23 protein-coding genes and 1 riboswitch are annotated in these 25,714 nt (G+C 37.9%); of the genes, 5 read left to right on the top strand and 18 right to left on the bottom strand.

The window, feature by feature from the left end:
- Positions 1-73: 73 nt before the first annotated feature.
- The 7 genes from K8P03_RS04660 to uvrB form a co-directional block, all read right to left on the bottom strand.
- Entirely contained in the window at positions 74-970 is an 897-nt protein-coding gene (locus K8P03_RS04660; RefSeq protein WP_223418781.1) for a diacylglycerol/lipid kinase family protein, read from the bottom strand.
- 85 nt (positions 971-1,055) lie between these two features.
- Positions 1,056-1,694, bottom strand: a complete 639-nt coding sequence (locus K8P03_RS04655) for a hypothetical protein (RefSeq protein WP_223418779.1) — start codon at positions 1,692-1,694, stop codon at positions 1,056-1,058.
- The gene (locus tag K8P03_RS04650; RefSeq protein ID WP_223418777.1) at positions 1,691-2,230 is read right to left on the bottom strand and encodes a DUF4256 domain-containing protein; all 540 of its coding nucleotides are present in this window, start codon (positions 2,228-2,230) and stop codon (positions 1,691-1,693) included. The genes K8P03_RS04655 and K8P03_RS04650 overlap by 4 nt, the downstream gene beginning before the upstream one ends.
- Positions 2,230-2,526, bottom strand: a complete 297-nt coding sequence (locus K8P03_RS04645) for a nitrous oxide-stimulated promoter family protein (RefSeq protein WP_223418775.1) — start codon at positions 2,524-2,526, stop codon at positions 2,230-2,232. Before K8P03_RS04645 ends, K8P03_RS04650 begins: the two co-directional genes overlap by 1 nt.
- On the bottom strand, positions 2,526-2,810 hold the full coding sequence (locus K8P03_RS04640) for a hypothetical protein (protein WP_223418773.1): 285 nt from the start codon (positions 2,808-2,810) through the stop codon (positions 2,526-2,528). Before K8P03_RS04640 ends, K8P03_RS04645 begins: the two co-directional genes overlap by 1 nt.
- 102 nt (positions 2,811-2,912) lie before the next feature.
- The gene (gene uvrA, locus K8P03_RS04635) at positions 2,913-5,732 is read right to left on the bottom strand and encodes an excinuclease ABC subunit UvrA (protein WP_223418771.1); all 2,820 of its coding nucleotides are present in this window, start codon (positions 5,730-5,732) and stop codon (positions 2,913-2,915) included.
- 967 nt (positions 5,733-6,699) lie between these two features.
- Positions 6,700-8,655 (bottom strand): excinuclease ABC subunit UvrB, encoded by a 1,956-nt coding sequence (gene uvrB, locus K8P03_RS04630; protein WP_223418767.1) that lies wholly within the window; start codon positions 8,653-8,655, stop codon positions 6,700-6,702.
- A gap of 144 nt (positions 8,656-8,799) precedes the next feature.
- Positions 8,800-8,894, top strand: a riboswitch (TPP riboswitch).
- 27 nt (positions 8,895-8,921) lie between these two features.
- On the opposite strand from uvrB, the gene thiT reads away from it, so the two are divergent.
- Entirely contained in the window at positions 8,922-9,470 is a 549-nt protein-coding gene (gene thiT / locus K8P03_RS04625) for an energy-coupled thiamine transporter ThiT (protein ID WP_223418763.1), read from the top strand.
- 50 nt (positions 9,471-9,520) lie between these two features.
- On the opposite strand, the gene K8P03_RS04620 is transcribed toward thiT, so the two are convergent.
- From K8P03_RS04620 to K8P03_RS04605, 4 genes are all read right to left on the bottom strand, one after another.
- Complete coding sequence (locus K8P03_RS04620) at positions 9,521-10,780, bottom strand: amidohydrolase family protein (RefSeq protein ID WP_223418761.1); 1,260 nt, start codon at positions 10,778-10,780, stop codon at positions 9,521-9,523.
- 29 nt (positions 10,781-10,809) lie between these two features.
- The gene (locus tag K8P03_RS04615) at positions 10,810-11,970 is read right to left on the bottom strand and encodes an MFS transporter (protein WP_223418759.1); all 1,161 of its coding nucleotides are present in this window, start codon (positions 11,968-11,970) and stop codon (positions 10,810-10,812) included.
- Positions 11,971-12,414: 444 nt separating this feature from the next.
- A complete protein-coding gene (locus K8P03_RS04610; RefSeq protein ID WP_223418757.1) occupies positions 12,415-14,055 on the bottom strand; it encodes a hypothetical protein in 1,641 nt (546 codons plus the stop codon).
- Complete coding sequence (locus K8P03_RS04605) at positions 14,048-14,773, bottom strand: ABC transporter ATP-binding protein (RefSeq protein WP_223418755.1); 726 nt, start codon at positions 14,771-14,773, stop codon at positions 14,048-14,050. The genes K8P03_RS04610 and K8P03_RS04605 overlap by 8 nt, the downstream gene beginning before the upstream one ends.
- A gap of 500 nt (positions 14,774-15,273) precedes the next feature.
- On the opposite strand from K8P03_RS04605, the gene K8P03_RS04600 reads away from it, so the two are divergent.
- Genes K8P03_RS04600 through K8P03_RS04585 form a run of 4 tightly spaced genes read left to right on the top strand, consistent with a single transcriptional unit; the run spans position 15,274 to position 17,741 of the window.
- Positions 15,274-15,633, top strand: a complete 360-nt coding sequence (locus tag K8P03_RS04600) for a GntR family transcriptional regulator (RefSeq protein ID WP_223418752.1) — start codon at positions 15,274-15,276, stop codon at positions 15,631-15,633.
- A complete protein-coding gene (locus K8P03_RS04595) occupies positions 15,630-16,313 on the top strand; it encodes an ABC transporter ATP-binding protein (RefSeq protein WP_223418750.1) in 684 nt (227 codons plus the stop codon). Before K8P03_RS04600 ends, K8P03_RS04595 begins: the two co-directional genes overlap by 4 nt.
- Positions 16,313-17,107, top strand: a complete 795-nt coding sequence (locus tag K8P03_RS04590) for a hypothetical protein (protein ID WP_223418748.1) — start codon at positions 16,313-16,315, stop codon at positions 17,105-17,107. Before K8P03_RS04595 ends, K8P03_RS04590 begins: the two co-directional genes overlap by 1 nt.
- 10 nt (positions 17,108-17,117) lie before the next feature.
- Positions 17,118-17,741 carry an arginase family protein gene (locus K8P03_RS04585; RefSeq protein WP_223418746.1) on the top strand — a complete coding sequence of 208 codons (624 nt, stop codon included), beginning with the start codon at positions 17,118-17,120 and terminating at the stop codon, positions 17,739-17,741.
- 138 nt (positions 17,742-17,879) lie between these two features.
- Here the strand turns inward: K8P03_RS04585 and K8P03_RS04580 are convergent, their stop codons facing one another.
- The 7 genes from K8P03_RS04580 to K8P03_RS04550 all read right to left on the bottom strand — a co-directional run bounded on the left by K8P03_RS04580 (position 17,880) and on the right by K8P03_RS04550 (position 25,712).
- Positions 17,880-19,103: an IS110 family RNA-guided transposase gene (locus K8P03_RS04580; RefSeq protein WP_223418743.1), complete on the bottom strand. Its 1,224-nt coding sequence runs from the start codon at positions 19,101-19,103 to the stop codon at positions 17,880-17,882.
- A gap of 303 nt (positions 19,104-19,406) precedes the next feature.
- Positions 19,407-19,799 carry an SMI1/KNR4 family protein gene (locus K8P03_RS04575; protein WP_223418741.1) on the bottom strand — a complete coding sequence of 131 codons (393 nt, stop codon included), beginning with the start codon at positions 19,797-19,799 and terminating at the stop codon, positions 19,407-19,409.
- A gap of 2 nt (positions 19,800-19,801) precedes the next feature.
- On the bottom strand, positions 19,802-21,022 hold the full coding sequence (locus K8P03_RS04570) for an HNH/ENDO VII family nuclease (RefSeq protein WP_223418739.1): 1,221 nt from the start codon (positions 21,020-21,022) through the stop codon (positions 19,802-19,804).
- Positions 21,019-22,887, bottom strand: coding sequence for a hypothetical protein (locus K8P03_RS04565; RefSeq protein ID WP_223418737.1), 1,869 nt, complete (start codon positions 22,885-22,887; stop codon positions 21,019-21,021). Before K8P03_RS04565 ends, K8P03_RS04570 begins: the two co-directional genes overlap by 4 nt.
- Positions 22,888-23,128: 241 nt before the next feature.
- Positions 23,129-23,458, bottom strand: coding sequence for a hypothetical protein (locus tag K8P03_RS04560; RefSeq protein ID WP_223418735.1), 330 nt, complete (start codon positions 23,456-23,458; stop codon positions 23,129-23,131).
- Complete coding sequence (locus tag K8P03_RS04555; RefSeq protein ID WP_223418733.1) at positions 23,436-24,581, bottom strand: hypothetical protein; 1,146 nt, start codon at positions 24,579-24,581, stop codon at positions 23,436-23,438. The genes K8P03_RS04560 and K8P03_RS04555 overlap by 23 nt, the downstream gene beginning before the upstream one ends.
- Positions 24,582-24,593: 12 nt before the next feature.
- Complete coding sequence (locus K8P03_RS04550; protein WP_223418731.1) at positions 24,594-25,712, bottom strand: EpsG family protein; 1,119 nt, start codon at positions 25,710-25,712, stop codon at positions 24,594-24,596.
- Between the last annotated feature and the right edge of the window lie 2 nt (positions 25,713-25,714).

Here is a 25,714-nt window from a genome sequence, read left to right as displayed (position 1 = left end):
CACTTATACTATACCATAATTTTGAGATTACGCTTATGCTAATCGTTTACTATATCACAAAGGAAGTCCCATTTCAATCCATTAGGCCAGTTTTCATATTAACTCTTTGGCCGACGACTTCAATTGTGCAATCGGTGGTCTTGCCACCAAATTCTCCATCTAAGGACCAAGAAACTTCCTTTTCAGTTTTGATTCTGATGTTTTTGACCTGTCTTTGGATGACAAGGTCGCTTGATTCGCCTGTTGTCAAAGATTGGATAATCTTATTTAGGTCTGTGATTGATTCTGGTTTTTTAACTAGGGTTACCTCAAAGAGTCCGTCTGTGAGGCCAACCTTGTCGTCAAAGAGGTTAAAACCACCAACTGAAACAGAATTTGATGCCATGAAGTGAATAAATTCGCCATTTATCATTTCGTCATCAAACTCAATTTCCGCCTGGTAGGATTCCATGGATTGGATTGGCAAAAGTTTTTTGATGCCTTCTACAATGTAGGCTGAGCGGCCGATTAGGTTTTTTACATCCTGGTCGGTCGAAAAAGAAATATCGGAAAGGGCACCAAAAGCTGCCACATAGACAAAGTACTTATCGTCGATTTTGCCTACGTCAATCCTCTTAACCTTGCCCCTGACGGCGGTTTTAGTAGCCTTTTCTATATCTGGGGAAATATTGATTGTCTTTGAAAAATCGTTGGTAGATCCAGTTGGGATATAGGAAATGGTTGGGTCTATATCTGCCTTTAGAGCGCCAGATACGGCCTCATCCAGGGTCCCATCCCCGCCAGAAATTAGGATCTCTTCAAAGTTCTTGCCATATTTTTCGACAATTTCCCTGCAATCTCCAGACTTTTGTGTAGCGTAAACTGTAGGAAAAATCCCCTTTGATGAGAGGTATTCGATTATCCAAGATAATTTATCATTGATGGCCCTTTGGCCAGAGTTTGGATTGTAGATAAATAGTAGTTTTTCCATATATTTCTTTCTTTCTTTTATATTTTACACTGGGGGACCTTAAATTTTGGTTAAGTCCAAAATGTCCCTCAAAATATTTGTAAACTTATTGGTTTTGGCTAAAAATTTCTTTGTCAGTCTTATTATAGATTATAAAACCAGCTATCTTTTGCCCGTCGGGAGAGCCCTTTTTGGCAATTTCTCTTAGCCTATCGTCATTTTCCAAGTCTTTTATTGGACAACCTGGCCTGTAAAGTATATAGGCCGCTTCTGGGTTTAAGCCTAAGGCAAAGTCCACATGGTAGTAAATTTGGTCGTAGACACCTTCTTTCGTGGTAATTTTAAAATCTTTAAGGTCTAATTCATAACGATAATCGTCGATTGCCTTGGTGATTTCAAAAATCCCCTCAAACTCAGAAGAGTGGATTTCTTCCCCATGGTAATAAAGCCAGGCTGTGTCTGTTAGGCCGTAGTCCTTGCCGTCTGCGGCAATTTTCCCAAAATAATCTCCCCTAAAATGTCCGCCATTTTCAAAGATGACTTTTGTCTGACCTGTATCTTCGCCATAGGTCCTGATTAGGGTCTGGCCCTTTAATTTTTCATAGAAAAAGTTTTTTATGGTTTCAAAATCAACTTCTTTTTGGTTTTGGCTTGCTTTTTGGTTTTTGTCTGTATTTTCTACTGACTTTTCATTTCCACAAGCCGCTAGGATCAAGATAATCAGAAGGGCTAGGACCTTTTTCATATTTCTATGTAGGCCCTAAAGCCCCTGTCTTTATTGTAGGATCCTGGTGTGTTGTAATAAACAAAAACCCTGTCAAAACGCCTGCCCGCAAAGAGGGCTCCGTCTTGGTTTCTTATTTCCTCTGGAGTTTTAATCCAAGAAGTGGTTTTAGTGTCAAAAACTGCAATTTCTGCAAGGGCCTTGTATTTTTCTTCGCTTAATAATTTAATTCCAAAATCACCAATTTCTTCCATAACAGAAGATGCTGGAGGATTTTCCTTTCGGGCGAGTCTTGCTTCTTTGTCATAACAGAGGCTTCTCCTACCCTTTGGGCTCTTGTCGGCTAGGTCTACATAAACCAAGCCCTTAAAGATTTCCAAATCCACTAGGTCTGGCTCACCGCCTGTTTCTTCCATGGCATAAATTGCGTCATAAAGGTCTAGATTGTTAAGAATACTAGATTTGACAAAGTCCCACTTAATCCTTGGGTGTCTGTCCATATTTTCTTTGAACCTTTTTTCTAGCTTGTCAATAAAGGCTTTATCGTAATTTTCCACTATCTTCTCCTTTTATTTTCTAGTAAATGTCTAATGGCCACAACTGGTGCGTAAAAAATCATTCGAGGTCCGGCATATTTCATTACTTTTTTGATTCTCTTCCTATTTTCCTTATCATAGCAATGGATTTTGCAAGACGAACAAAAAGGCTTGGCATCTCCGTGAGGACAGTTGGCAAGTTTTTTTGCCACATAGGCCTTAAGTGGCTTTCTTTCAGAGTCCTTTTCCAAATGCCTGTCGTAGTAAAGATCAATCATAAATTCGACTAAGCCAAGGCCCCTGTCGGATTTTATCATTACTTGTCTTCTTCGGCTAGCTTTCTTATAGCCTCAAGGTCAGTTGGGTCCTCGATTCCTGCTTCTTTTAGTAGGTCAATTATGGCATCTGTTGTTTCGCTTAGTTCTTCGGCTATTGCTTTAGATTCTTCTTCATCGCCTATTGGCTCATTAGCTGGGGCTTTTTTTGGCTCATCTACATAGAAAACCTTGCCTGTCTTTGGGTCAAAACCAACTGTTCCTGCTGTATTATCTGCTATATCTATATCATTTCTATCTTTGTTATCATTTTTTGCTTCTAACATAAGTTCTCCTTTTAATCTTTATAAAATTATTTTATCATTTTTTGCCTATAAATTAAAGCTTTTCGTTTTTTTTAAGAAAAATCGCCCCGTCTGGGACGACTTTTACTTCAATAATTTTTTGAGATATTGGCCGGTGTAAGATTTTTTGACCTTGGCAATCTCTTCTGGAGTCCCTGTGGCAACAAGGTTTCCTCCCCCATCTCCGCCTTCAGGTCCCAAATCGATTATATAGTCAGAAACCTTGATCACATCAAGATTGTGCTCGATTACTACAACCGTATTGTTTTGATCAACAAGCCTATTTAAAACTTCTATAAGCTTGTGAACATCAGCTGTGTGAAGGCCTGTTGTTGGCTCATCTAGGATATACAAAGTTTGACCTGTCGACACCTTGGCAAGTTCTGTGGCAAGTTTGACCCTCTGGGCCTCACCACCGGATAATTCTGTAGAAGGTTGGCCGATTTTAATATAGCCAAGGCCCACATCATAGAGGGTTTGGAGTTTTCTCACAATAGTAGGCTGGTTTTCAAAAAATTCAATTCCTTCCTCAACAGTCATATTAAGGACCTCAGAAATATCCTTGCCCTTAAATTTGACTTCAAGGGTTTCCCTGTTATATCTCTTTCCATGGCATACTTCGCATGGCACGTAAACATCAGGCAAAAACATCATGTCAACCTTAATTGTTCCGTCCCCCTTACAAGCCTCGCACCTTCCGCCCTTGACGTTGAAGGAAAATCTTCCCTTTTGGAAGCCCTTCATCTTAGCCTGGTTGGTCATGGCAAAAACGTCACGAATGGAGTCAAAAACCTTGGTATAAGTTGCCGGATTTGACCTTGGAGTCCTACCTATTGGAGACTGGTCGATGGCTATTACCTTATCAATTTGATCAAGGCCCTTGATTTTCTTGTGACGACCGGCGTGGACCTTGGACTTGTTGATTTTCCTGGTTGCCATCTTATATAAAATCTCATTGACAAGCGAAGATTTGCCCGATCCAGAAACTCCTGTCACAGTTGTAAGGGTCCCCAGTGGGAATTTCACGTCAATATTTTTGAGATTATTTTCAGCGGCGCCGATTACTTCTATATATTTATCCGAAGTCCTACGTTTTGCTGGAAGTTCGATTTTCTTTCGTCCTGCCAGATAATCGCCTGTTAGCGAATCCTTGCATGCCATGATGTCTTTAAGGGACCCTTTTGCGACAATTTCTCCACCGTAGATGCCGGCCCTTGGGCCAATATCAACGATAAAGTCCGCCGCCCTCATGGTATCTTCGTCATGTTCTACAATTATCAGTGTATTTCCAATATCTGTGAGGTTTCTCAAAGACTTAATTAATTTGTCATTATCTCTTTGATGGAGGCCAATTGAAGGCTCATCTAAAACATAAGACACACCCACAAGGCCCGATCCGATTTGGGTGGCAAGCCTTATTCTCTGACTCTCCCCGCCCGAAAGGGTTGAAGCTGTACGGTTTAGGGTCAAATATGAAAGCCCAACGTCATTTAAAAACCTAAGTCTGCCCTTAATTTCCTTTATAATTAGCTCTGCGATTTGCTCTTTCATCTCAGAAAGCTCAAGCTTTTCGAAAAATTCAATGGATTTGGCCACAGAAAGGCGGGTTAATTCTGAAATATTTTTACCCCCGACCTTAATAGCCAAAACCTCTGGTTTTAACCTATCGCCATGGCAAACCCTACATTCTTCTTCGCCCATGTAGTCCCTAAACTTTTTCTTTTGGGAATCAGAATTTGTTCTTTGGTACCTGTCCCAAATATTTTGGATAGCACCCTCAAAAATTCCCTTGTAGCGTTTTTTGCCCGAAAAATGGGACTCAAAAACAAAAGACAAGTCATAATCTGTTCCATATAAAATATCGTTGATCATTTCATCTGGTGCATCTTCCAAAGGTGCGTCGTATGGGTAATTATAATGATCTGCAATAGCCCTTATGACTTCATAGTAATAGGTCCCCTTGGCAGATGTTGCATAAGGCTCAACAGCACCTTGGTTTATAGAAAGGCTCCTGTCGGCTAGGATGAGGTCCGGGTCAACCTGGAGGTGAAAACCAAGGCCGTTACACTCAGGGCACATGCCGATTGGAGCGTTAAATGAAAACATATTTGGGGTAATTTCAGGTAAAGACACGTGGCCTTCAGGGCAAGCAAGTTTGGATGATAAAAGCATTTGGTCTCCGCCAATCACATCCACAATCACAAGGCCATCTGCAAGGCCAATTGTAGTTTCAAGGGAATCTGCAATTCTCGATTCAATCCCCTCTTTCATCTTAATCCTGTCTACAATTACAGAAATGTCGTGTTTTTTATTCTTATCAAGGTCTATATCATCCTCGATTTCATATCTTTCCCCATCGATAATCACACGGACAAAACCGTCTTTTCTAATATTAGCAAGGGCATTTTTGTGCTGACCCTTTCTGGCCCTAATAACTGGAGCAAGAAGTTGGATTTTACTCCCTTCAGGAAGCTCCATAATCTTATCAACCATCTGGTCAACAGACTGGGCAACAATAGGCTTGCCACAAACTGGACAAAAAGCGTCCCCGATTCTAGCATATAAAAGCCTGTAATAGTCGTAAATTTCAGTAACAGTCGCCACAGTCGAACGTGGGTTCCTGTTGGTAGTCTTTTGGTCAATGGAAATAGAAGGAGATAAACCCTCGATAGAATCAACATCAGGCTTATCAATCCCACCCAAAAACTGCCTAGCATAAGAAGAAAGACTCTCCACATAACGCCTCTGACCCTCAGCATAGATAGTATCAAAGGCAAGAGTAGACTTACCAGAGCCCGAAAGCCCAGTAAAAACAATCATCTCATCACGAGGGAGGGTTAAATCAATATTCTTTAGATTGTTAGTCCTTGCTCCTTTTATAATAATATTATTATTTTCTTTCATTACTTTCCTTTCAGTTTTGTTATCCAAGATAACTTATTTTCTTTATTTATAATATTAAGATATCTTTATCTTTTATATTTTTATTCTACTTACAGTTGAATCCCCGTTCTAAGGGGGACCCCTAGGGAACGTTTCGCACGTTCCCCCATCGGGTCCCCCTTAAACCCCCTTCCGTTACCCCCTCCGGGCGACCCCTCTCGGGGGACAAGGAGTTTGCCTTTGGCAAACTTGTTGGTATGGAGGTGCCCTTGTTTTAGTTGAACTAACTCCAAACTTTTTTGACATTCAGTCGGCTAAAATTTGATAACTCGCTAACGCTCAAACAATCAAATTTTTTGACGCCTCCTTCATTTACAAAAGACTTGATAAATAAGTAAAGGTGATAACTTTTTTTACAAAAAAACATCAAAAACTTAGAGAAATTGACAGAATCACCCTCCCTCGTTTCGACCGAGCTAAGCGAGTGGAGAAATCTCTTGTCACCTATGTCTTGCTATTATGGCATAGGAGTCTAGTCCACTTAAAACTAAAACATAACTCTCATCTAGTAATGTTTGGCGAAAGCCAAACGAGCCTTGCAACACTCAAACTTAGAGACCAAATCTCTCCTTTATCGGGTTAGGATTTATAATCAAGGGTTGCGTTAAGAAAATCGCTTGTTTGAGCGTAAGCGAGTTTGCGATTTTTAGCAACCCGACGATTAGAAATCAGTTAAAAGTTACGCTAACTTTTACAAGGCTATTCTCTCTACTAAAGGGGTTTGCCTTGGGCAAACTTCTCCTTCCGCCCTCCGCCAAGGAGCCGTCTGGGGGTGTAAGGAAAGGGAGGGTTCGGGAGGGAAGCGATGAGGGACCATACGGAAGGTCCCTTAGCGTCCCTCCCGATTTCGGAGGGGTCATGTTAATGACCCAAGTTTTCCTATTTTACAAAATAATTCTAATCAAAAAATAGTTTTGAAAAACTTTTTCTAAAAGTTTTCTCTCATTTTCTTTATTTGATCTCTTAATCTTGCTGCTCTTTCAAAATCAAGCTCTTCTGCCGCCTTATACATTTCGCTTTCCATATTTATTAGGATAGTTGCTATGTCTTCTCTGTTGAATTCTTCGATTTCTTCTTCCTCGGCCTTCTTTGTTATTTGGATTATTTCGCCGATATTTTTCTTTATGGTTGTTGGTGTGATGTCGTGTTTTTTATTGAATTCTTCTTGAATTTTTCTCCTACGTTCTGTTTCGTCGATGGCCCTTTGCATGGATCCTGTTATGGTGTCTCCGTACATAATTACATGACCTTCGGAGTTTCTTGCCGCACGACCGATTGTCTGGATTAAAGATGTTTCACTTCTTAAGAAACCTTCCTTGTCGGCGTCTAGGATGGTAATTAAAGACACTTCTGGTATATCAAGACCTTCTCTTAAGAGGTTAATTCCAACTAGGACGTCAAATTTTCCCAACCTTAAATCCCTTATGATTTCAGACCTTTCTATGGTTTTGATGTCGGAGTGGAGATATCTTACCTTGATGTTTTGTTCCATCAAATAATCTGTCAAATCTTCTGCCATTTTCTTGGTGAGTGTTGTAACTAAGACCCTTTCACCCTTAGCTATTGTCTTGTGGACTTCTCCTATTAGGTCGTCTATTTGATTTTCAGTCGGCCTTACTTCCACAATTGGGTCCAAAAGTCCTGTTGGTCTAATGATTTGCTCTACAAGCTCACCATGGGTTTTCTTCATTTCGTATGGGCCTGGAGTTGCTGATACATAGACCGTTTGGTTGATTAATTTCTCAAATTCATCGAATTTTAAAGGCCTGTTATCAAGGGCTGATGGAAGCCTAAAGCCAAAGTCTACCAGGTTTTGCTTTCTAGACCTGTCGCCTTCGTACATACCGCCAACTTGGGGAATGGATACGTGGGATTCGTCAACCATGAGGACAAAGTCCTTTGGAAAATAATCTATAAGTGTATATGGCCTTGAACCCCTTGGCCTTTGAGAAAGGTGGGCAGAGTAGTTTTCAATACCCGAACAAAAGCCGATTTCCTTGAGCATTTCAATGTCATATTTGGTTCTCTGTTCGATTCTCTGGGCCTCTAGGAGTTTGTTTTCACTTTCAAATTCCTTAATTCTTTCCTCAAGCTCTTTTTCAATGGAAATTATTGCTTTTTCAGTCTTTTCACTTGTTGTGGCATAGTGGCTGGCAGGGTAAATGTAAGCGTGGGAAATCTTTGAGATTGCTTTTCCTGTTAGGGGATCAAATTCTGAAATCTGGTCGATTTCATCGCCAAAAAATTCGATTCTGATGGCTTTTTGATCAAAACCAGCAGGATAAATGTCTAAAATATCGCCTCTTGCCCTAAAGGTTCCCCTTTCAAATTCCACGTCATTTCGGACATATTGGACGTCGATTAGCTTTTTCATAACCTCTTCCGGACTAATTTCCTGGCCAGGTCTTAAAGATACAACTAGCTTTTTGTATTCAATCGGGTCACCCAAGCCGTAGATACAAGAAACACTGGCAACGATAATTACATCCCTTCTTTCAAAAAGGGCCATGGTTGCGGAATGGCGCATCTTATCGATTTCGTCGTTTATTGACGAGTCCTTGGCAATGTAGGTGTCAGTCGCTGCCACATAGGCCTCTGGCTGGTAGTAGTCGTAGTAGGAAACAAAGTATTCCACAGCATTTTCTGGAAAAAATTCCTTAAATTCGGTAAAAAGTTGGTAGGCTAGGGTCTTGTTGTGGGCAAGGACCAGGGTTGGTCTTTGAACATTTTGGATAATATTGGCCATGGTAAAGGTCTTACCAGAGCCAGTAACCCCCCTTAGGATTTGGTGCTTTTTGCCAGCGAGAATCCCATCACTTAATTTTTTAATCGCCTCCGGCTGGTCACCCTTTGGCGCATAGTCTGATTGTAACTTAAATTCCATCTTATCTCTCAATCTATATCTAAACTTTCGCTAATTTTCCTTATTTATACCCAAGTATTATACTAGAAATTAGCCACTTTTCTATAAGCAAAGTGGGTAGAGAACCCCGTCGGAGTTTACTTTTACCAATTTTCCTATATAGTAATAGTGTACTAGGGGTGCCAACCAAGAGTTGGCTGAGATCATACCCTTAACCTGATCCAGGTAATGCTGGCGGAGGTAAGTTACAAAATCCTCCCAGTATTGTGCAAAGGAGGAATTTTTTTATGAATAATAGTAAATGGTCAACAAAAATGATAGCTGAAGGTGGTGTAATGCTTGCCCTAGCCTTTATTCTAGGCCGTATCACCCTATTTAAGATGCCTCAAGGCGGTTCTATTACAGCAGGACAGATGATTCCATTAATCATCTTTGCAATAAGACACGGAGCAGGCCCTGGCATTCTTGTAGGAGCTCTTTACGGTGTGCTTGATATGATGTTTGGCGGTTCAATCTACCACCCAGTCCAAGCTATCCTAGATTACCCACTAGCCTACGCTTCACTTGGTCTTGTTGGATTTTTCTCAAAGAATTTTGCAGCAAACCACGAAATCGCACCTGTTATCAAGGGCACATTCCTAGGCGTCTTTGCCAGATTTGTCTGCCACGTCCTAACAGGAGTAATCTTCTTCGGCTCTTACGCCCCAGAAGGCCAAAATGTTTGGTTATATTCCATTGCTTATAATGGTACATTCCTAGGAGTAGAATTTATAATTACAATTGTGATTATCTTCCTACTAAAGAATTTCATTACAAAAGATATAGCTAGACTATAAATAAGCATAAAAATGGGGCTGTTTAGCAGCCCCTATTTTTTTATAAATTTTTATTTTAAATCAAGTTCAATTTCAAATTCTCTCTTTGCTTTTTTAAATAAGAATTCTCCATTACGCACTGATGAAAGACATTCTGCCCTATTTCTTATTGCTTCAAATTCATTTGGTGCATCAAGAACTATGAAGTTAGCAGGTTTTCCTTCATCAAATCCATATTCGTCTTGAAGGTACATTGCCTTTGCTCCATTATAGGTTACAAGGTCAAAGTCCCTATCAAAGTCCTTTTCTCCCATTAGTTGGGCAAGATGGATTCCATTATCAAGAATATTCATTAGGTTTCCATTGCCTGCTGGGTACCAAAGGTCAACTATAGAGTCTTGTGCAAAGCATACGTTAACACCATTGTCTACAAATTCACGAACTCTTGTGATGCCACGACGTTTTGGATATGAATCTTGGCGGCCTTGTAAGAAGGCATTTTCTGTTGGAAGGGAGACGAAATTTAATTTAGATTTTCTAAATAATCCCATCATTCTAAAGGCATAGGAATCATCTGCTGAACCAAAGGAACAGGTATGGCTTGCTGTTGTTTTTTCAGCAATACCATTAATCATTGCTTCCGCATTTAATACTTCCACAAATCTTGCCATAACATCATCAGTTTCATCACAGTGGACGTCAATAAGTTTGTTATGTTTAACTGCAAGACCTACAATTTCTTTTAGTGACTTTTCTCCAAGTTCACGGCTCCATTCGTTGTGTGGGATTCCACCAACAACTTCGCAGCCAAGTTCAAGCGCTTCTTCAACTAAATCTCTTCCTGTTTTGCCAGCTTCTTTGTACGAATACATACCATTTTGTGGGAAGGCAACAACTTGAATTGTACACTTATCTTTTAATTCGTCGCGCACTTCTAGAGCTGCCTTAATTCCTGTTAGGTTAGGATCAGTACAGTCAGTTTGTGCTCTTATATATTGAGTACCATAGGAAAGACAATCTTCTACTGCTTGATAAATTCTCTTTTTCATGTCTTCCTTTGTTACTCCCTTTTTGAAATCATTCCAAAGGTCGATTGCTTCAAAAAGTGTTCCTGATTCATTTTTAACTTCATCAGTCTTACCAATCATGTAGTAATCTAGGTGAAGGTGGGCATCTACATATGGTGGAATAACAAGGTTTCCATCTAAATCAATAACTTCATCTGCATCTTCAAGATTGTTTCCAAATTTCAAAAACTTTCCATCTTCAACTAAGATTTCAGATGCATCTTTGTGACCATAAACTTTTGCGTTAATAAATTTTTTCTTCATAATATATTCCTCCTAAGAATTTTAAATAATTAAGCCAATGTCTTCTTTGATAAAATTGTCACAAGTAAACCTATTCCTAAGATAGCTGCCATTAGGAAAAGTAGATTATTAATATTTCCACTTGCGAGTATTGCTCCACCTAGTGAACTTGCAATCATTATTGAAAAGTTAAAACTTGCAGATTGTAATGATGTAGCAACTGCTGATGCGTTTGATGGCACCTGCCTAGCTACTGCTGTTTGATATAGGGTTACTAAGGCACCAAATCCAATGCCCCAAAGGATAAATCCTAAGTGAACCATAAAACTAATTGATGAAAGACTACCGAAAAATATAAAGGCTAGTAAAGATGATGCTAACATTAAAAGGCAAAGTATCTTTATATGTTTATCTATAATTTTTCCTGCAATAAGAACAGATAAGATTGAACCAATCCCAAAAAGAACTTGGGCAAATCCAATTCCCCCACTGTAATTTATTGAATCAACTAAATTTGTGATGTAAGTGTAAACTCCATAGTTAGTAAGAACTGATATAAATGTAAGCAAGATAATAATAAGTACACCTTTATTTTTGATAAGAGTAAGGGGTGAGTTAGCTCTAACTCTTTTTTCTCCAGATACTTCTGGCAACATGAAATGACTGCCTAGAGCAATTAAAATAATAAGAATTGCAATTACCAAAAATTCAATTCTCCATCCAACATTTGTACCAACAAGGGTTACAAGTGGAAGTCCTAAACTCATACCAAATGTTGTACCACTCATGATAACAGCTACGGCCAAACCCTTGTGTTCATCATCGACAAGCTTCATTCCGTAAGCCGCAATCATTGGCCACAAAACTCCGGCACAGATTCCACCAATTACCCTTCCAACTATGGCAAGAATATAACTAGGTGCGAAACCAACTAAAACATTACTAAGGGCAAAGCCTATTAGTAAGCAAATTAAAAGTTTCTTCCTGCTAAATTCAACAGTTGCAGAGATTAAAGGAATTGCAAAAATCGCACTGGCTATTGCATAAAAACCAACTAAGGTACCAGCTTGTGCTTCAGATATGCCAAGACCCGTCATAAGCTCTGGCAAGATCCCCGATGGTACTAGCTCAGATAGGATTGCCATAAATGTTACACTTGCCATAAGTATAAAAATTGGCCACTGAAATTTTTTATTTTCTACCAAATACATAACCTTCTTTCTTTAATTTCGTTCATAAATCCTTGTATAATTATGAACGAATTAATTATACGATAATTTAATTGTAAGACAAGGCCCAACATTATCTACTCTATGCATATAGCAATGACAAAGGTTTGCTTTATTTGCTAAATTTATACTATCATTTCATGTATTGATTAATATTTATAAAATATTATTTTAATTTTATTATAAATATTAATTTTGTGATTTTTTTAAAGCTTATTGAAGGTTTTAATAAAAAATAAGGCGAATTGTCTTAAGACAATTCACCTAGGAATTCGGTTATCCCTCATTCATGAGATTCCTCACTTCGTTCAGAATGACACACGATAATTATTCTATCTGGCTTCATTCCGACAAATAGTTTACCTCGAGCAAGGTCGACAGGAGGAATCTAACAAATTAGGGACCAAAGCAATCGAAGTATTCCCCCTAATCCCTGATCTTAAAGGTTTTTGACCCAAATTTCACTATCAAAATATTCACAATAATTATAAAAGCAAGGATAAAGCCACCACTTACCATCAATATCATCTTATAATCCATATCCCTAACAATAAAGGCACCGTAGATGCAAATGTAGTAGACAACCATATTTATAACTCCTGCGACCTTGCTTACTGCCATTCCCTCTTGGTTGTAGGGTTGGAGGAGATAGTATTTTGCTAGGGCGAGGCTTGTGAAAAATGTGGTCATTAAAAGAATATAGGCAAGAACAACCAAATTATTTACCCACAAAAGCTCTCCTTTGTAAGCAATTGCTGCCATATAAGTCGCAAAAACTGCCGCCGCCGGAATCATGTTGATTGCTAGCATGGACCTAAATCTTAGCCTGTACATAGCTTGGAGCATCTCCCCTTTCCTGTAAAAACCATAAGGCAAAAGGCCCTGGTCGCAGTTTAGGTACATGGCGTTTATGACCTTATCCTGCCTTGAAAGTGTGTAGGTCAAAAATGGCATAGCCCTGATTGTTAGCTCAAAAATCCCTTCTGTTGTTAAAGTTTCCTTAAAAACTGTAAAGAAAAATACTCCAAGTCCGATGGCTGGCACAGCCAAAGATTTTATTATTACAGGTTTTGTGATAAGCCTTTTATGTCTTATAAAAAACAAGGAATTAAGAAAGGCCAGGCCCTTTTTCTTGTAAAGTCCCTTTTTATTTTTAACTTCTATATCCTTATCCTTTAGCTCGTAGGCCTTGGCATCACTCATATCAAGTTCTACTGCAGATACATCATATTCTTCTACAGATTCTTCGATTACTTGGTCAAAAGATTCGAAATTCCTAAGTCCATTTAGTCCATAGATGAAAAGGGCAAGTGAAAATCCAAAAATTATAGCAGTCGCAATCCTTAGGTCAAAACGACCTGTAATAACAAGTCCCATAACAAGAACAGGGATTAAAATAATAAAGGCGACTTGCAAAAGTCCATTGTCTAAGATTCCCTTTTTGTGTTTAAGTTTGTATTTCATCCAGAAAACCGAAGCCCCTGTTTCTAGGAAATAGACTCCAAAGCTCATTAAAAGAGGATAAATAAGAGAAATTTTATTTATCAGGCTAAAAAATATAGCAAAAATTAGAGTCCTACCAATTAGCCTCATGGCTGGTTTGTAATACAAAAATATCTTGTAAGAAGATGCGGGGTCTATATGGTATTGGGCAAAATATTTGCCAATTCCAGGCCCATTGTCGTAGATAAAATTCCTAAAAATCCCTGTTGCAAAGTAGAGAATTACAGGAATCATGAGGCCCATAAGATAAGATGTCAATTCAGCTTTGCTTGTAATATCCGCCGCAAAAATCTCTCCACCAAAGATTTTAAAAACCCAACCATAAGTGATAGTTGTGAATAAATAGGCGATTACAAAGGATAAAAGACAGCCCAAAATTTGTTTTATAAAGACAAAAATCGGATAAAAGCTATACATTATCCCCTTTACCTCAAAAAACCTATACTTATCTCCTAATTTTTTCCCGATTAAAGGAAGCTTCCTTATACCGTAAACCATGAGGTTAAAAGTTTCAGTAAGAGCGATTTTTTCAGCTATGATGTAGGTCCTAAGATCTTTATTCATGGTCATTTCCTAAATGCTCTTTTTCGCCAGCAAGGATTGATATTAACTTGTCCTCAAAGTCAGGGTCAGCAAGGTAAGAATCATCAAGTCCTGATAATTTTTTCTCTGATAATAAAACAATCTTATCGCAAATATCCTTAGCAAGCTGGAGAATATGGGTTGAGAAAATCATGATGTGATCTTCGTGGATTTGTCTGATAATTTTTTTCATCTGGAGGGACACAACCACGTCAAGGCTTGTTAGCGGCTCATCCATGAGGATAATCCTTGGTTTTAGGATCAAAAACATGAGCATTTGGATTTTGTTTTTCATACCTGTTGAATAGGACTGGATTAGCCTGTGGCTGTCTTCCTCGTCAAAATCAACTAGGTCTAGATAGTAGTCGATGTCCTTTAAATCCTTGATATTTTCCCTATTGGCATCTATGAAAAATCTGATAAACTCGTAGCCTGTGAGAAATTTAGGCAAATCAGGTTCTGCCACCATCATAAAAACGTCGTCAAAAGACACAGGAGTCTTTGTCCCATCTTCTTCTATATAAATCTCTCCGGAATCTTTCTTGATAGCTTCTGTAATCAGCCTAAAAAGTGTAGTCTTACCTGCCCCATTTCGTCCCAATAGCGCATAAACAGTGCCTTTTTCAAAGTCATAAGAAGCGTCCTTTATAACTTCCTTTTGGTCAAAGGACTTGGATAAATTTTCTATAACTAATTTCATATTATTCCTCAATTTATTTCTTTTATAACTAATTATTTATATTTTACCATAACTTGGTAAGAAAAAAATTTTTAAATTCATATAAAATCTCTTCGTATATATGTATCTCGCATTCATAAGATTTCTCGTCGCTTTGCTCCTCGAAACGGCGGAGAGGACGGTTTTTTCGAAAAATTCATCATGCGCCGTCCCTAATGGGAATACAGCCCGTCGGCTCGAGGAGACAACAGTGAGCAAAGCGAACTGATGGCAGCCCTTAATCGAAGCTTTTCGAGGCGAACTCTTTATCCGGAACGGATAAGAGCGAGCCCGAAAACTACCGTCGACAGAGAGAACGAAGTGAACGACGAGGGAGCTTATAAAATCAACATTCTCTCATATACGATATTCACTACTTCCTTGCAAATAAAAATTTTTTTAAATAAATTTGACATTGTATTAAGGACGTAGTACACTTGTATTAAGATAATAGTACAGTGATACAAAGAAAGAAGGTTTGTATGGATTTTGATAACAACCGACCTATCTATATCCAGCTTTTGGAAGATTTTAAGATCAAAATTTCCACAGGCGACTGGGAGGCCGGAGAAAAGATTGACTCGGTCAGAAACCTCGCCACAGCCTACAAGGTAAACCCAAACACCATCCAAAGAGCCCTGGCAGAGCTTGAAAGAGAAGGTCTTTGCGAGAGCCAAAGGACAATCGGCAGGTTTGTAACAGAAGACACAAAGAAAATAAAATCACTTTCAAACAGAGCCTTTACAAGCTTTGCAGATGATTTTATAAATGGGATGGAATCTTTAAACATAGGTAAAGATGCGGCCCTAAAAGATTTAAAAGATTATTGGGAGGAATTATGATTGAGATAAAAAACTTAAGCCTCAAATATGGAGGTAGAAAGGTCTTAGAAGACTTTGATTTAAACTTAGAAAAAGGCAAAATAATCGGTCTTGTTGGAGAAAATGGAGCAGGCAAGTCATCTCTAATGAGGGTCATCGCTGGCCTTGAAAAAAATTACGATGGTGAGGTCCTAATCAACGACAAAAAGCCAGGCGGAGAGACAAACGCCCTCATCTCCTACCAACCAGACCACCTTCCCTTTGACGATTTCATGACTGTAATCGACATTGGAAATATTTACGAAAAATTTTACGACGATTTTGACTCAGAAAGCTACTACAAGATGATCGATTCCTTTTCTATTAAAAGAAACCTTAAAATCAAGGAATGCTCAAAGGGAATGAAAGATAAGGTGCAAATCGCAGCCACTCTTGCGAGGAAAACCGAGATCTACCTCCTAGATGAGCCAATGACGGGCATTGACCCAAAGGCAAGGTATGAAATGCTAAATACAATTATAGAAAATTTCAATCTGGAATCAACTCTAATCATATCAACCCACCTTATATCCGAGATTGAAAAAATCCTTGACGAAGTAATCATAATCTCAGATGGCAAGGTCCTTGCTCATAAGTCAGTTGACCAAATAAGAGAAGAAAAAGGCCTAAGCCTTGAAGAATATTTTAGGGAGGTCCTCTAATGGGAAAATTATTTAGACAAATTTTTAAAGAAGACATAAAAAAGGTAATGGCTTGGATGCTATCACCCCTTCTAATAGCAATCCTAGGGGTCTTTGTCTATAAGTTGACAGATTTCCGCCCAATATCCCTTATAATTGTAATAAGCGGATCAGTTATGACCTTTGCCCCACTAATTTCCCTAGCCAGCCTTAATGATAGTGACAACAACAGGTTTTACGGCAAAAAGGCAGCCTTTTATACATCACTACCATTTTCATCAAGTGAGGTAACAGGAGCTAGACTTATAAATTACCTAGTGATGGGACTTGTAATTGGAGTTTTTTCTATCTTTAACTTTTTGCTTATAGGCCTAACTAGCGATGGGGGACTAAATCCTCTAGACATTTTGAAATACCTAGGTCAAAGCATTGACTTAAATATTTTTATCAGCTTGGTAAAATTCACAATTATTATCGTCTTGTTTTATGCAATTTTTGCCCTAATTATGATGGCAGCAAATGCACTTGGTGGGTCACGCCCCTTTAACAGAATGGGCAGGTCAGCAAAGTTAGTCCTTTTCGTAGCCTTGATTTTATTCCAAGGATATGTATATGCAAAATTGATTAGTGGACTAGGAAACACAAGCTTAATCAAATTTAAGGAATATTCAACTAATGCAGCCACATTTTCTATAAATATGCTAGATTTAAACTGGTCATCTTTTGCGATTATTGTTCTAATCTTAGGAATATTTGCCCTAGCCTATTTCGCCCTAGTAAATTATTTCCACAAGGAGAAGATTTCTATAGAATAAGGAGAAGATCATGTTTAAAAAATTAGTATTTGGAATAATTGGGATATTTATCGCCATCTGGGCCTTCATCTTGTTAACCTTCAGACCAACACCTGGATATTTAAGAAATATGGAAGCAGATGGGGTTAAAATTGAAGCGCAGATCTCAAATGACGACAGAAAGCCGATTATAAGGACCTACACCAAAGAAGAATTTGAGACTTTTGACCAGGCGAAAATCGATAATATCGAAGACGACGTAGACGGTAGGGTTGAAGGTGACCTACCTTGTATTGACCTCCTAAAGGACAATAAAATCTACATCTCTTTCTACAAAGACGGTAAAAAAGTTGACCCAGAAAAGACTCACATAGAAATAACCGCCCATGCGAGTGATTACAAGGACCCAACAAAAACACGCCATATCGAAGGCGAACTTACTGAAGATGGAGAAAACACCTACTCTTACGCCACAAAAAGATACGGAGTCCAATTCGAAAAATACTTCATGGAATACCTACAATTCGAAGTTACCTATACAATAGATGAAAAGGACTACGTTTCAATCTTAGGCGCCTTCCAAAGTAACGTCCCAGACGGCACAGACTTCTTCAGAAACGAAGACCTAAAAGAACCCCTAGACCCAGAAGAATAACAAAGCAAACCTGCTAACAAAAGTCAAGGAGAAAAGTAAAATTAATTTTGCTTTTCTCCTTGTTAATTAGAATTTAAATTTGAGCATGGCAAATAAGCCGGTTACTATCGGCTTGTTTTAACTATTATATTTTTAATTCTAGGCTGCTTTTAACAACATCTTTTCTTGTTTTAATGCCATAACTTTTGCATAGTAGATTCTTAAGAATTTATTTAGTCCTGCAAATTTACATACTTTTTTTGCTTTCCCATCTTTTTCTTTTTTCACCATATATTGATATATATCATTTTCAGGATCTTTAGCGCTCATCATACATTTCATAGCTTGGTAACCTACTTTTCTTAGTATTGCATTGCCTCTTTTTGTTATTTTTCTCTGGTCTGCTTTAAAATTCCCTGACTCATATGGAGGTGAATCTATTCCTACAAAGGATATCAAACTTTTTTTGTTTTTAAATTTTGATAAGTCTCCAAATTCTGCTATGATTTGTACTGCTAATTTATCTGATATTCCTGAGAATTTCTTTGCTTCTTGATATTCTTCTAATGGCTCGGAAATTTCTATCATTTGTGATAAAATAGTATGTAGAATTTGATTTATATGTTTGATCAATTCTATTCCTTCTTGTATGCTAGTCTTTATATATGAGCTACTAGAAGGGTGAGTTGAGATACTTTCCTCTGCGAGCTTGTATATGGATTTAGCTTTATCAGCATTAGGATGGTATCTCTTTTCTTTTGCCCAGTTTTTAAAATCTTCTATGAATTTTTCTTCTGTTTTTTCTAATACTAGGTTTTTATGCCACCATATTTCTAAGAAATCTAATAGTTTGTCTTTTGAAAAATCATTAGATCCATGTGGAATTAGTTTTTTTATTCCTGGAAATGTTTGATTTATTGTTTGATCTATGAAATTCATTTGATTGATTCTTAAGTCCATATAGTGTTGATAGGATCTGTTTAATTCTTTTAGGACTCTGAAACTTTCTGAATCTACTTTGTATTCTTGTAATTCTTTCCAGTACATCAAGCCATATTCGGCTATTTGTATGGCATCTATATTATCATTTTTTGATTTTCTAAAGTTGAGTACTCGACAAAACTGTTTCATTTTTAAGGGATTTATTACAGTTACAAAGTATCCTTTGTCTTTTAATTCATAGAGGATTGGAAGATGGTATCTCCCTGTTGCTTCCATGATTATCTTGACTTCTTCGTTTAATGAATCTAGTTTCTGTAAAAATTCTTCTACTTTTGTTTTGTTAAGATGAATATCAAAAGGCTTCCATATGATTTTGCTACCTTGTTCTAATGCACAGGCTGTAAACTTTTCTTTTGCTATATCTATTCCTATAGATATCATTTTTTACCCTCTTTCTTTTGATTTGTAGTTCCTACCTGCACCATTACACTCATTTTAGCTCGTGACACGGACGTTTTGACCAACCTGCTTAACCGAATATGAATAATGAAGAGGTAGATTACAGTTTGCTTGGCGGATATTTTAACCCTAAAAGCCCCACGTCATACTACTTCTTCATTATACAAAAATAGTGCAAGATAGAAATTACTTTCTTTCTTACACTATTTATGGTACTAAAAAAGCCCCCAGCGGGCTTTTTGTTTTGGGAATATTTTGTTTTTCAAGTTCTTAGTTGTAAATATTTCAACTATATTTTTTAATATAGTCTATCAAAGAATCTGCTATAAGCTTTAGTTCTAAGTTTCCTTCAGTCATATAAATCTTTCCTGAAAAATCTTGCCAAATTACTATTCCATCAATATTAGCTTCTTCTATTACATAGTAATTTTTAGCTTCAGGATTATTTTCCCACTGGTCTTTTGTCACATGGACAACATCTAGGCGGAGATCTTCGCAAATCCCTGTTAATTCGTGCCCGTCAAAACAAGCAAGGCCGATTTCCTTAAGATAGGTTTTGTAATCAGATGCAAAGTTAATACCAAGCTCTTTTTCAGCACTTTCTATTTCTGCCTCTGTCCTACCAGTCCCACCTATAAAGTCTGGGGCATCTTTTAAAGTTTTAATAATATCCTCCATGCTTAAATACCCTCATTTTCTAATTTCCGCTTAACATAACCTTTCCAAATCTCATTTCTGACCTTAGCAAAATCAAGCCTATCAATTTCAGATGCTTTGTTAGATGTGTGTAAAATTGAATAATTACCGCGGTGTTGGTCTCTGGTAAGCATTACTAGGGTCCCATTAGCTTTTTGACCCATGTGGTGGAGCTCATAAGGAAATCCAGTCGCTGCTTCTATAGGAGAAAGGTTCTTATTTATACGGTCTAGATTAGTAACTATAGTTCCATCAGGCAACTTAATTTTAAAATTAAGGTCAATATTCTTCGGAACAAGGACACTTCTACCATTTATCTTAATTTCTTTCATACCTTTAATAACCTTATACTGGTCAAGATCTTGAATATCTTTAATAACATCCATTGACCACTTGTTTCCCATCTGAATACGTGCAACGTCACCCTTCTTTAGTTTACTATTGGTTATTGACATAGAACTGAAGGCTTCCTTAGCGCCACCTGTCACAGCACCGCCTATTGCCCCCCATTTGAAACCTTCGCTTGCACCCATGGCAGCCGCTTCTTTTATTTCTCCAAAATCCCCAGTTTCAATCCCCTTTACTAAGCCTCTTGAAATTCCTCCAAAGGCTGCAGAGGATGCAGCAAATTTTGAGGCAGATTTTGCTGATGCCGCAAAGATCATGCTAAGAGCTGGTGCCGGGCCAGCTGATACAGCAGAAACTGTAACACATACAAGGATGACCCCTGTTCCTATGGCAACATTTCTAATCATGGTTTCAGTTGCCTTATCATCTATAGATTGAAGTTTTTTAACAGCAGTCTTTCCATCATCTCCTAAGGTGAAAATGTAAGAATCTCCCTTAAATACTTCATTTAATTCAGCTAGACTATATCCAAAATAGACATTTGACTTAGAATTAAAGGCGACTTCTTCTAGGTATTCTTTAGAAATATAGACGGCACTAACATTTTCTACGACATAATCTTCGCTATTAATGGCATCTATAGTTTCCTTATAAACGAGGTCTTCAACGTCAACTAAGAGTCCCTTATCGCTTAAGGATTTATATTTAACCTTGTTTTCCTTCAATACTACTGGCTTAGAGCTTTCATCACTTATTTGATTTTTACTTGGTTTTGTTGGTTTATTTTGTATCTTACTTTGCGTGCATCCTGTAAAAACCATTGAGAGGGCAAGGATAAGGGCAATTATTCTTTTCATTGTCTTTCTCCTTGGTCTTTTTTCTTATCAATTAGTTTTTTCCTTCTTTTTTTAAATACAAAAACCGAAATTAGGATAATAAGACAAAGGCCAAGACCTATAAGGACAGGCTTTAATAAGGCTCTTTTCCCTTCTTCTTCGCCTTCTTTTGCTTTTTCATCATAATTTTCAACTTCAGTCCCAGTTTGTTTTGTCTCCTCAGTTTCCGATACAGTTTGTTCCACATTTGCCATTTGAATATTCCCATCATCAGAAATGCTCGCTCCCTGATCTACCAGCTTGTTTATTTCAGCAATTCCAAGACCCGTTGTCATGTGGGCTTTCATCACATTATTATTTCCCACATAAAGCTTCTTAACCGTAGACTGGCCTGTGTATTCATTGCTAACTGTAATAGTGTAAATCCCCTCATCAGTGTATTTAGCACCGTCTCTTGCTGGTCCGTTAAAACGTGTATCTTCCACCAAACCATCAGCCCCTTCTGCCAGGGTCTCTCTTTTGAGATTTATTTTCAAATAGCGTGACTTGGCCAAGTCTAAATAAAAACCATTTTCCGTTATAGAAGTATTGGCAAGCTCGCTTCCAGTCACTAGATCAAAGGGATATACCATGCAGTTTCCATTTCTGACGGAAAATTTGAAGAAAATCCTGTAATGAGCAGTTTTATCAATCAACTGATTATTTGTGACCTGGTAGTCGAGGGCCACTTCATAGTCGCCTTCTTCAAAAAGTTTGACTATGGTATCCGCACCTAAAGATGTGTTTGATTCCAGATAATTTGTATAAATCGTAGGCTCTGACTTTTCATTTTTATAGTCTGTATGGCGGATAATGAGAGTCCCGCGGCCAAAATCCATAGTAGGAGTTTCAAAATACTGGTCGCTTCCTTCCCTGTCCGCCGTAATGGAAAGCTTGTCTTTTCCATTTAGCTTATTGATGTCCTGGTTCAAATGAAAGCTAAGTGTGACCTTATCACCCAAATTTTTTAGAAAAACCATATTACCATCAGGGTTTTTTATCTTATCTGTATATCCGCTTACAAAGAAAGATCCCAAATCCCAACCATAGTGGGGATCATCCTTGCCAATGGCTTTCTCGCCAGAATATGTGTCAAAATCAGCCACTCGGACTTTGGAGCCAAGCTTGTAAGTTTCCTTTGATGAGTTAGCTTCGCCACTCTTATTGTCAGTATAGGCGTAAAATTTATAAATTTCTGCAATCTTTTTATAATCGTACTTGTCCCTATTTATAAAAAGAAACTTCCTATCTTCGGTTTTTATCCTAAGTTCATAGGCCACGATCAATCTGTAATAGCAGCCATTTATTAACTCTAGGTCCTTACTTTCATAAAGGGGTTTTGTTCTGATTGGGGTTTGGGAAAAAGCATCAGTCATAATTGCCACATTGACCCAATTTAGGCCATCTGTCGAAGTTTGAAGGATGATAGCGCCTTTGAGGATTTTCTCATCCAACTTAAGGTCGTCAATTTTTTTGCCTTTGTCATTTGTTAAATGCCAAGAATCTTCTTCTGCATTTAAAAGCTCATCCCCATAATTATAGAAAAACTCCAAATTGCCGTCATTGACTTCATAGGCAGGAATCCCGTCTTTTGTAGTCACATCAGCAATCTTTCCGCTAAGAAAAAAACTTCCATAGGTATTAGTCTTATCAGTCGGTGAAAATTCTTTAGTCTCAGAAAATTCATAATGACTATCCTTGTCAAAGTTATAAATTCGCCCTGAAACCTCATTTTTAGCCTCTTTAGCAAAAGATTCTTGGATAAAGGTGCTTAAAATAAAAACCGTACCCACTAATAAGGCAAGGGAAAATTTGATTGGTATTGATATTAAATTTTTCTTTGTCATATCTTTTCCTCCTCTGATTATTTTGTTTAAATCTTTCTATAATAAAAATTGTAAATTTTGCGAATCAGTATTTATAATATATTTATAATTAATTTCAGACTTCTTCTCCAATCATACCTAAGCCAAAGCAGGAAAGGCATAGAGATTAGGCTGTAGATTAAATATTATTATAAAATTGGGTTTTTCTACAAAGTTCAAATCAAAATACCAGAACAAAAGCACCTTAAATTCTAGGTGCTTCCTATATTCCTTCTAGGTCATTAACTTTAATGTAAAACCCCTGGCCCTGGTAGGTCACATAGGCAAAGCCGTTTTCTTCTTCCTGGCTGGCCTGAACGACTGAGCCTTTTTCCAAGGTATCGAAGGCTGTTTTTTCGTCGGGGTCGGTGTAGATTTCAGCATCTCTTATGACTTTGTAGGAAAGCCCGATGCCAATTTCATCTTTAAGTTTCATCCCAGTCCCTGGCCTTGTTTCTATATCTTGTTTGGTGTATTTTTCTTCATTGCCGCATCCTGCTAGGATTATTAAAAGGCAGAAAATTATAAACTTATTTATGGTAAACCACCCCACAATAATCTATTCCAAGTTCCCTGAGGTCGCTAATCGCCTTATCTAGAGCAGATTTCCTTGTCTTACCGTCAACCAGGATTATTTCCATATCGCAAAGCCTTGCTCCCAGGTATGGGTCGGCTGTTTTTAGGGATTTTTGATCAATTAGGATGTAGTTGTAAGAAGATTCCCTATTGGCAATTTCTGCAAAAAACTCGTTGGTATCGAGGATTATATCAGAAGCCTTTTCTGGAAGGGCCAAATAGTCAATGGCGCCCTTTCTTAAAACCTTAAAGGAATTAACTTCGCTTAGGTACTTTCCTTCAAGGTCTGCTTTATTTTTACTATCTACAAACAAAACCCCATTGGCAGGTGCTAGACTTTCTGCCAAGGCTTTGGCAAAATCAAAGGAATCAACTTTTCCAAGACTTGTAAGACCAATAACCCCATTTTGGAGCCTGTGGTCAATTTTTGATTTTATCTTCAAAATCTCATCACTTGAGCCTAGTACATCATAATCAAGGTCCCTCAAATCGTCCTCATCGGCTATAGAATCAGAAAGTAGGGTCTTAATTATAACCATGGCAAGGCCTAAAATAGCCTCTGCAATTCCTGCCGCCACAGAAAATATGATTAGCTTTTTCTTTGGAGCCTTATCTACCATTACCTCGTGCAAATAATCTAAATTATCCGCATTCATGTAGTCTTTAGCCATTAGCCTAAAGTTTTCGCAGGTTGACTTAAGTGCATCAGCCGCCCTATCCTTGTTAGAATCATTGTAGGTTAGGCTAATAAGACCAGCTTGAGGATTTACTTCAAAATCAGAATGGGCCATAATTTCCTTATAAGAAAGGGTCGAACCTCCCTTTTTTAGGTCAGCCTCAACCTTTTTGTAAAGGTCAGGTGATTTTATAATTTCCGAATAAATATTGGCAAGTTTTTCGTTTAGGATTAATTTATTGTAAGAAATTTCTTCGCCCTCATCAGCTGTGGCAATTAAAACGGCTGAAGCTTGGTAAGTTCCGCCCACATTTTTCATGCCAAGGCCAAAAACTAGGCCAAAAAGCAGGATGGCAGGGACGATAAGAAGGGCAAGGTTTCTCTTAATCCCGTCGATTAATTGGTAAGTTGTAACTTTTCTCATAAAAACTCCTTTTTAATTTAATGACTCGATGGCCATTGGATTTGTAAAGAAAAAATCGTAAGCTGGGGCATCCACGCTAATGTAAATCGCATAAGGTATGATAAAGACCACTATGGATAAGATTAGCAAAAAGGCCGCCAGGCTGTCTTTGTATTTTAATTTCTTGATCATCATTGGCAAATAAAACATCTCCAAAATTGCAAAATAGGATGAAAACCTAAAGGCAATGGCTGTCGATGACCTAAAAACAAGCATGACGCAAAGGCCAAAAACCATGGCTTTGACAGCCGCCTTATCCATCCTGTCACCCTGGAAAGTTTTCTTATCTAGATACATTATGGAAACAATGAATAAGAGAAGGAAAAATATTATCCTCGGGTCGAAAAGTTTCATTCCGTAGGCGAATTTCCCCTCAAAGGTGTAGGTGATAATTTTTCTAGAAAGTATGCCAAGACCAATTTTTGAAAAAATACTTGCGGCTATGGCAAAAACTACTTTTGAAAAAACTGAAACAACCAAACTCGCAAAGACAATTACACATTTCACTAGGTTTGAAAGATCAATTTCTAGGTAGATCAAAAATGGAATCAAAACCACGGCCGACTTATGGAAGCTAATAGCTAAGATTAGGACCAAAAAGCTTTTAATTCTCTTTTTTTTGCTCGCAAGATATATGGATAAAAGTCCCAGGCCTATAGCTGTGGCTGTCCTTGATGTTTGCATATCAAATTGCAAGAAAATCGGTAAAAATATGATGGCCGACAAAAATGGATTGACCGATTTTTTAATTGCAACATAGGTCACAGGTCCAATTGATAAGAAATTCATAAGGACAATCACCCACTGACGAGAAAGGCCAATGAGATTTATAAGGTAGGAGGCAAACCTAAAGGAAAACTCAACCGGATAGGAAAAATTCATCACCTTAGCAAAGTCTGTCCCAATATCCTTGGCAAACCACAAATAGTTGTAATAATCCGCATCCCCCGACCCTCTCGTAGCCGCAAAGATAAACATCAAGAAAAACATAGAAAAAGCCGCCAGATTTTTTTGGTATGAAGTTTTAAAATCTATAAGGCTAAAGCAAAGAAAAAGCAATAGCTCAAGTGTAAAAAATAAAAAAAATCCCATAA

This window comes from Anaerococcus murdochii (assembly GCF_019957155.1).
GTDB classification, from domain to species: Bacteria; Bacillota; Clostridia; order Tissierellales; family Peptoniphilaceae; genus Anaerococcus; species Anaerococcus murdochii.
This window is presented reverse-complemented; position numbering and strand designations above follow the sequence as displayed.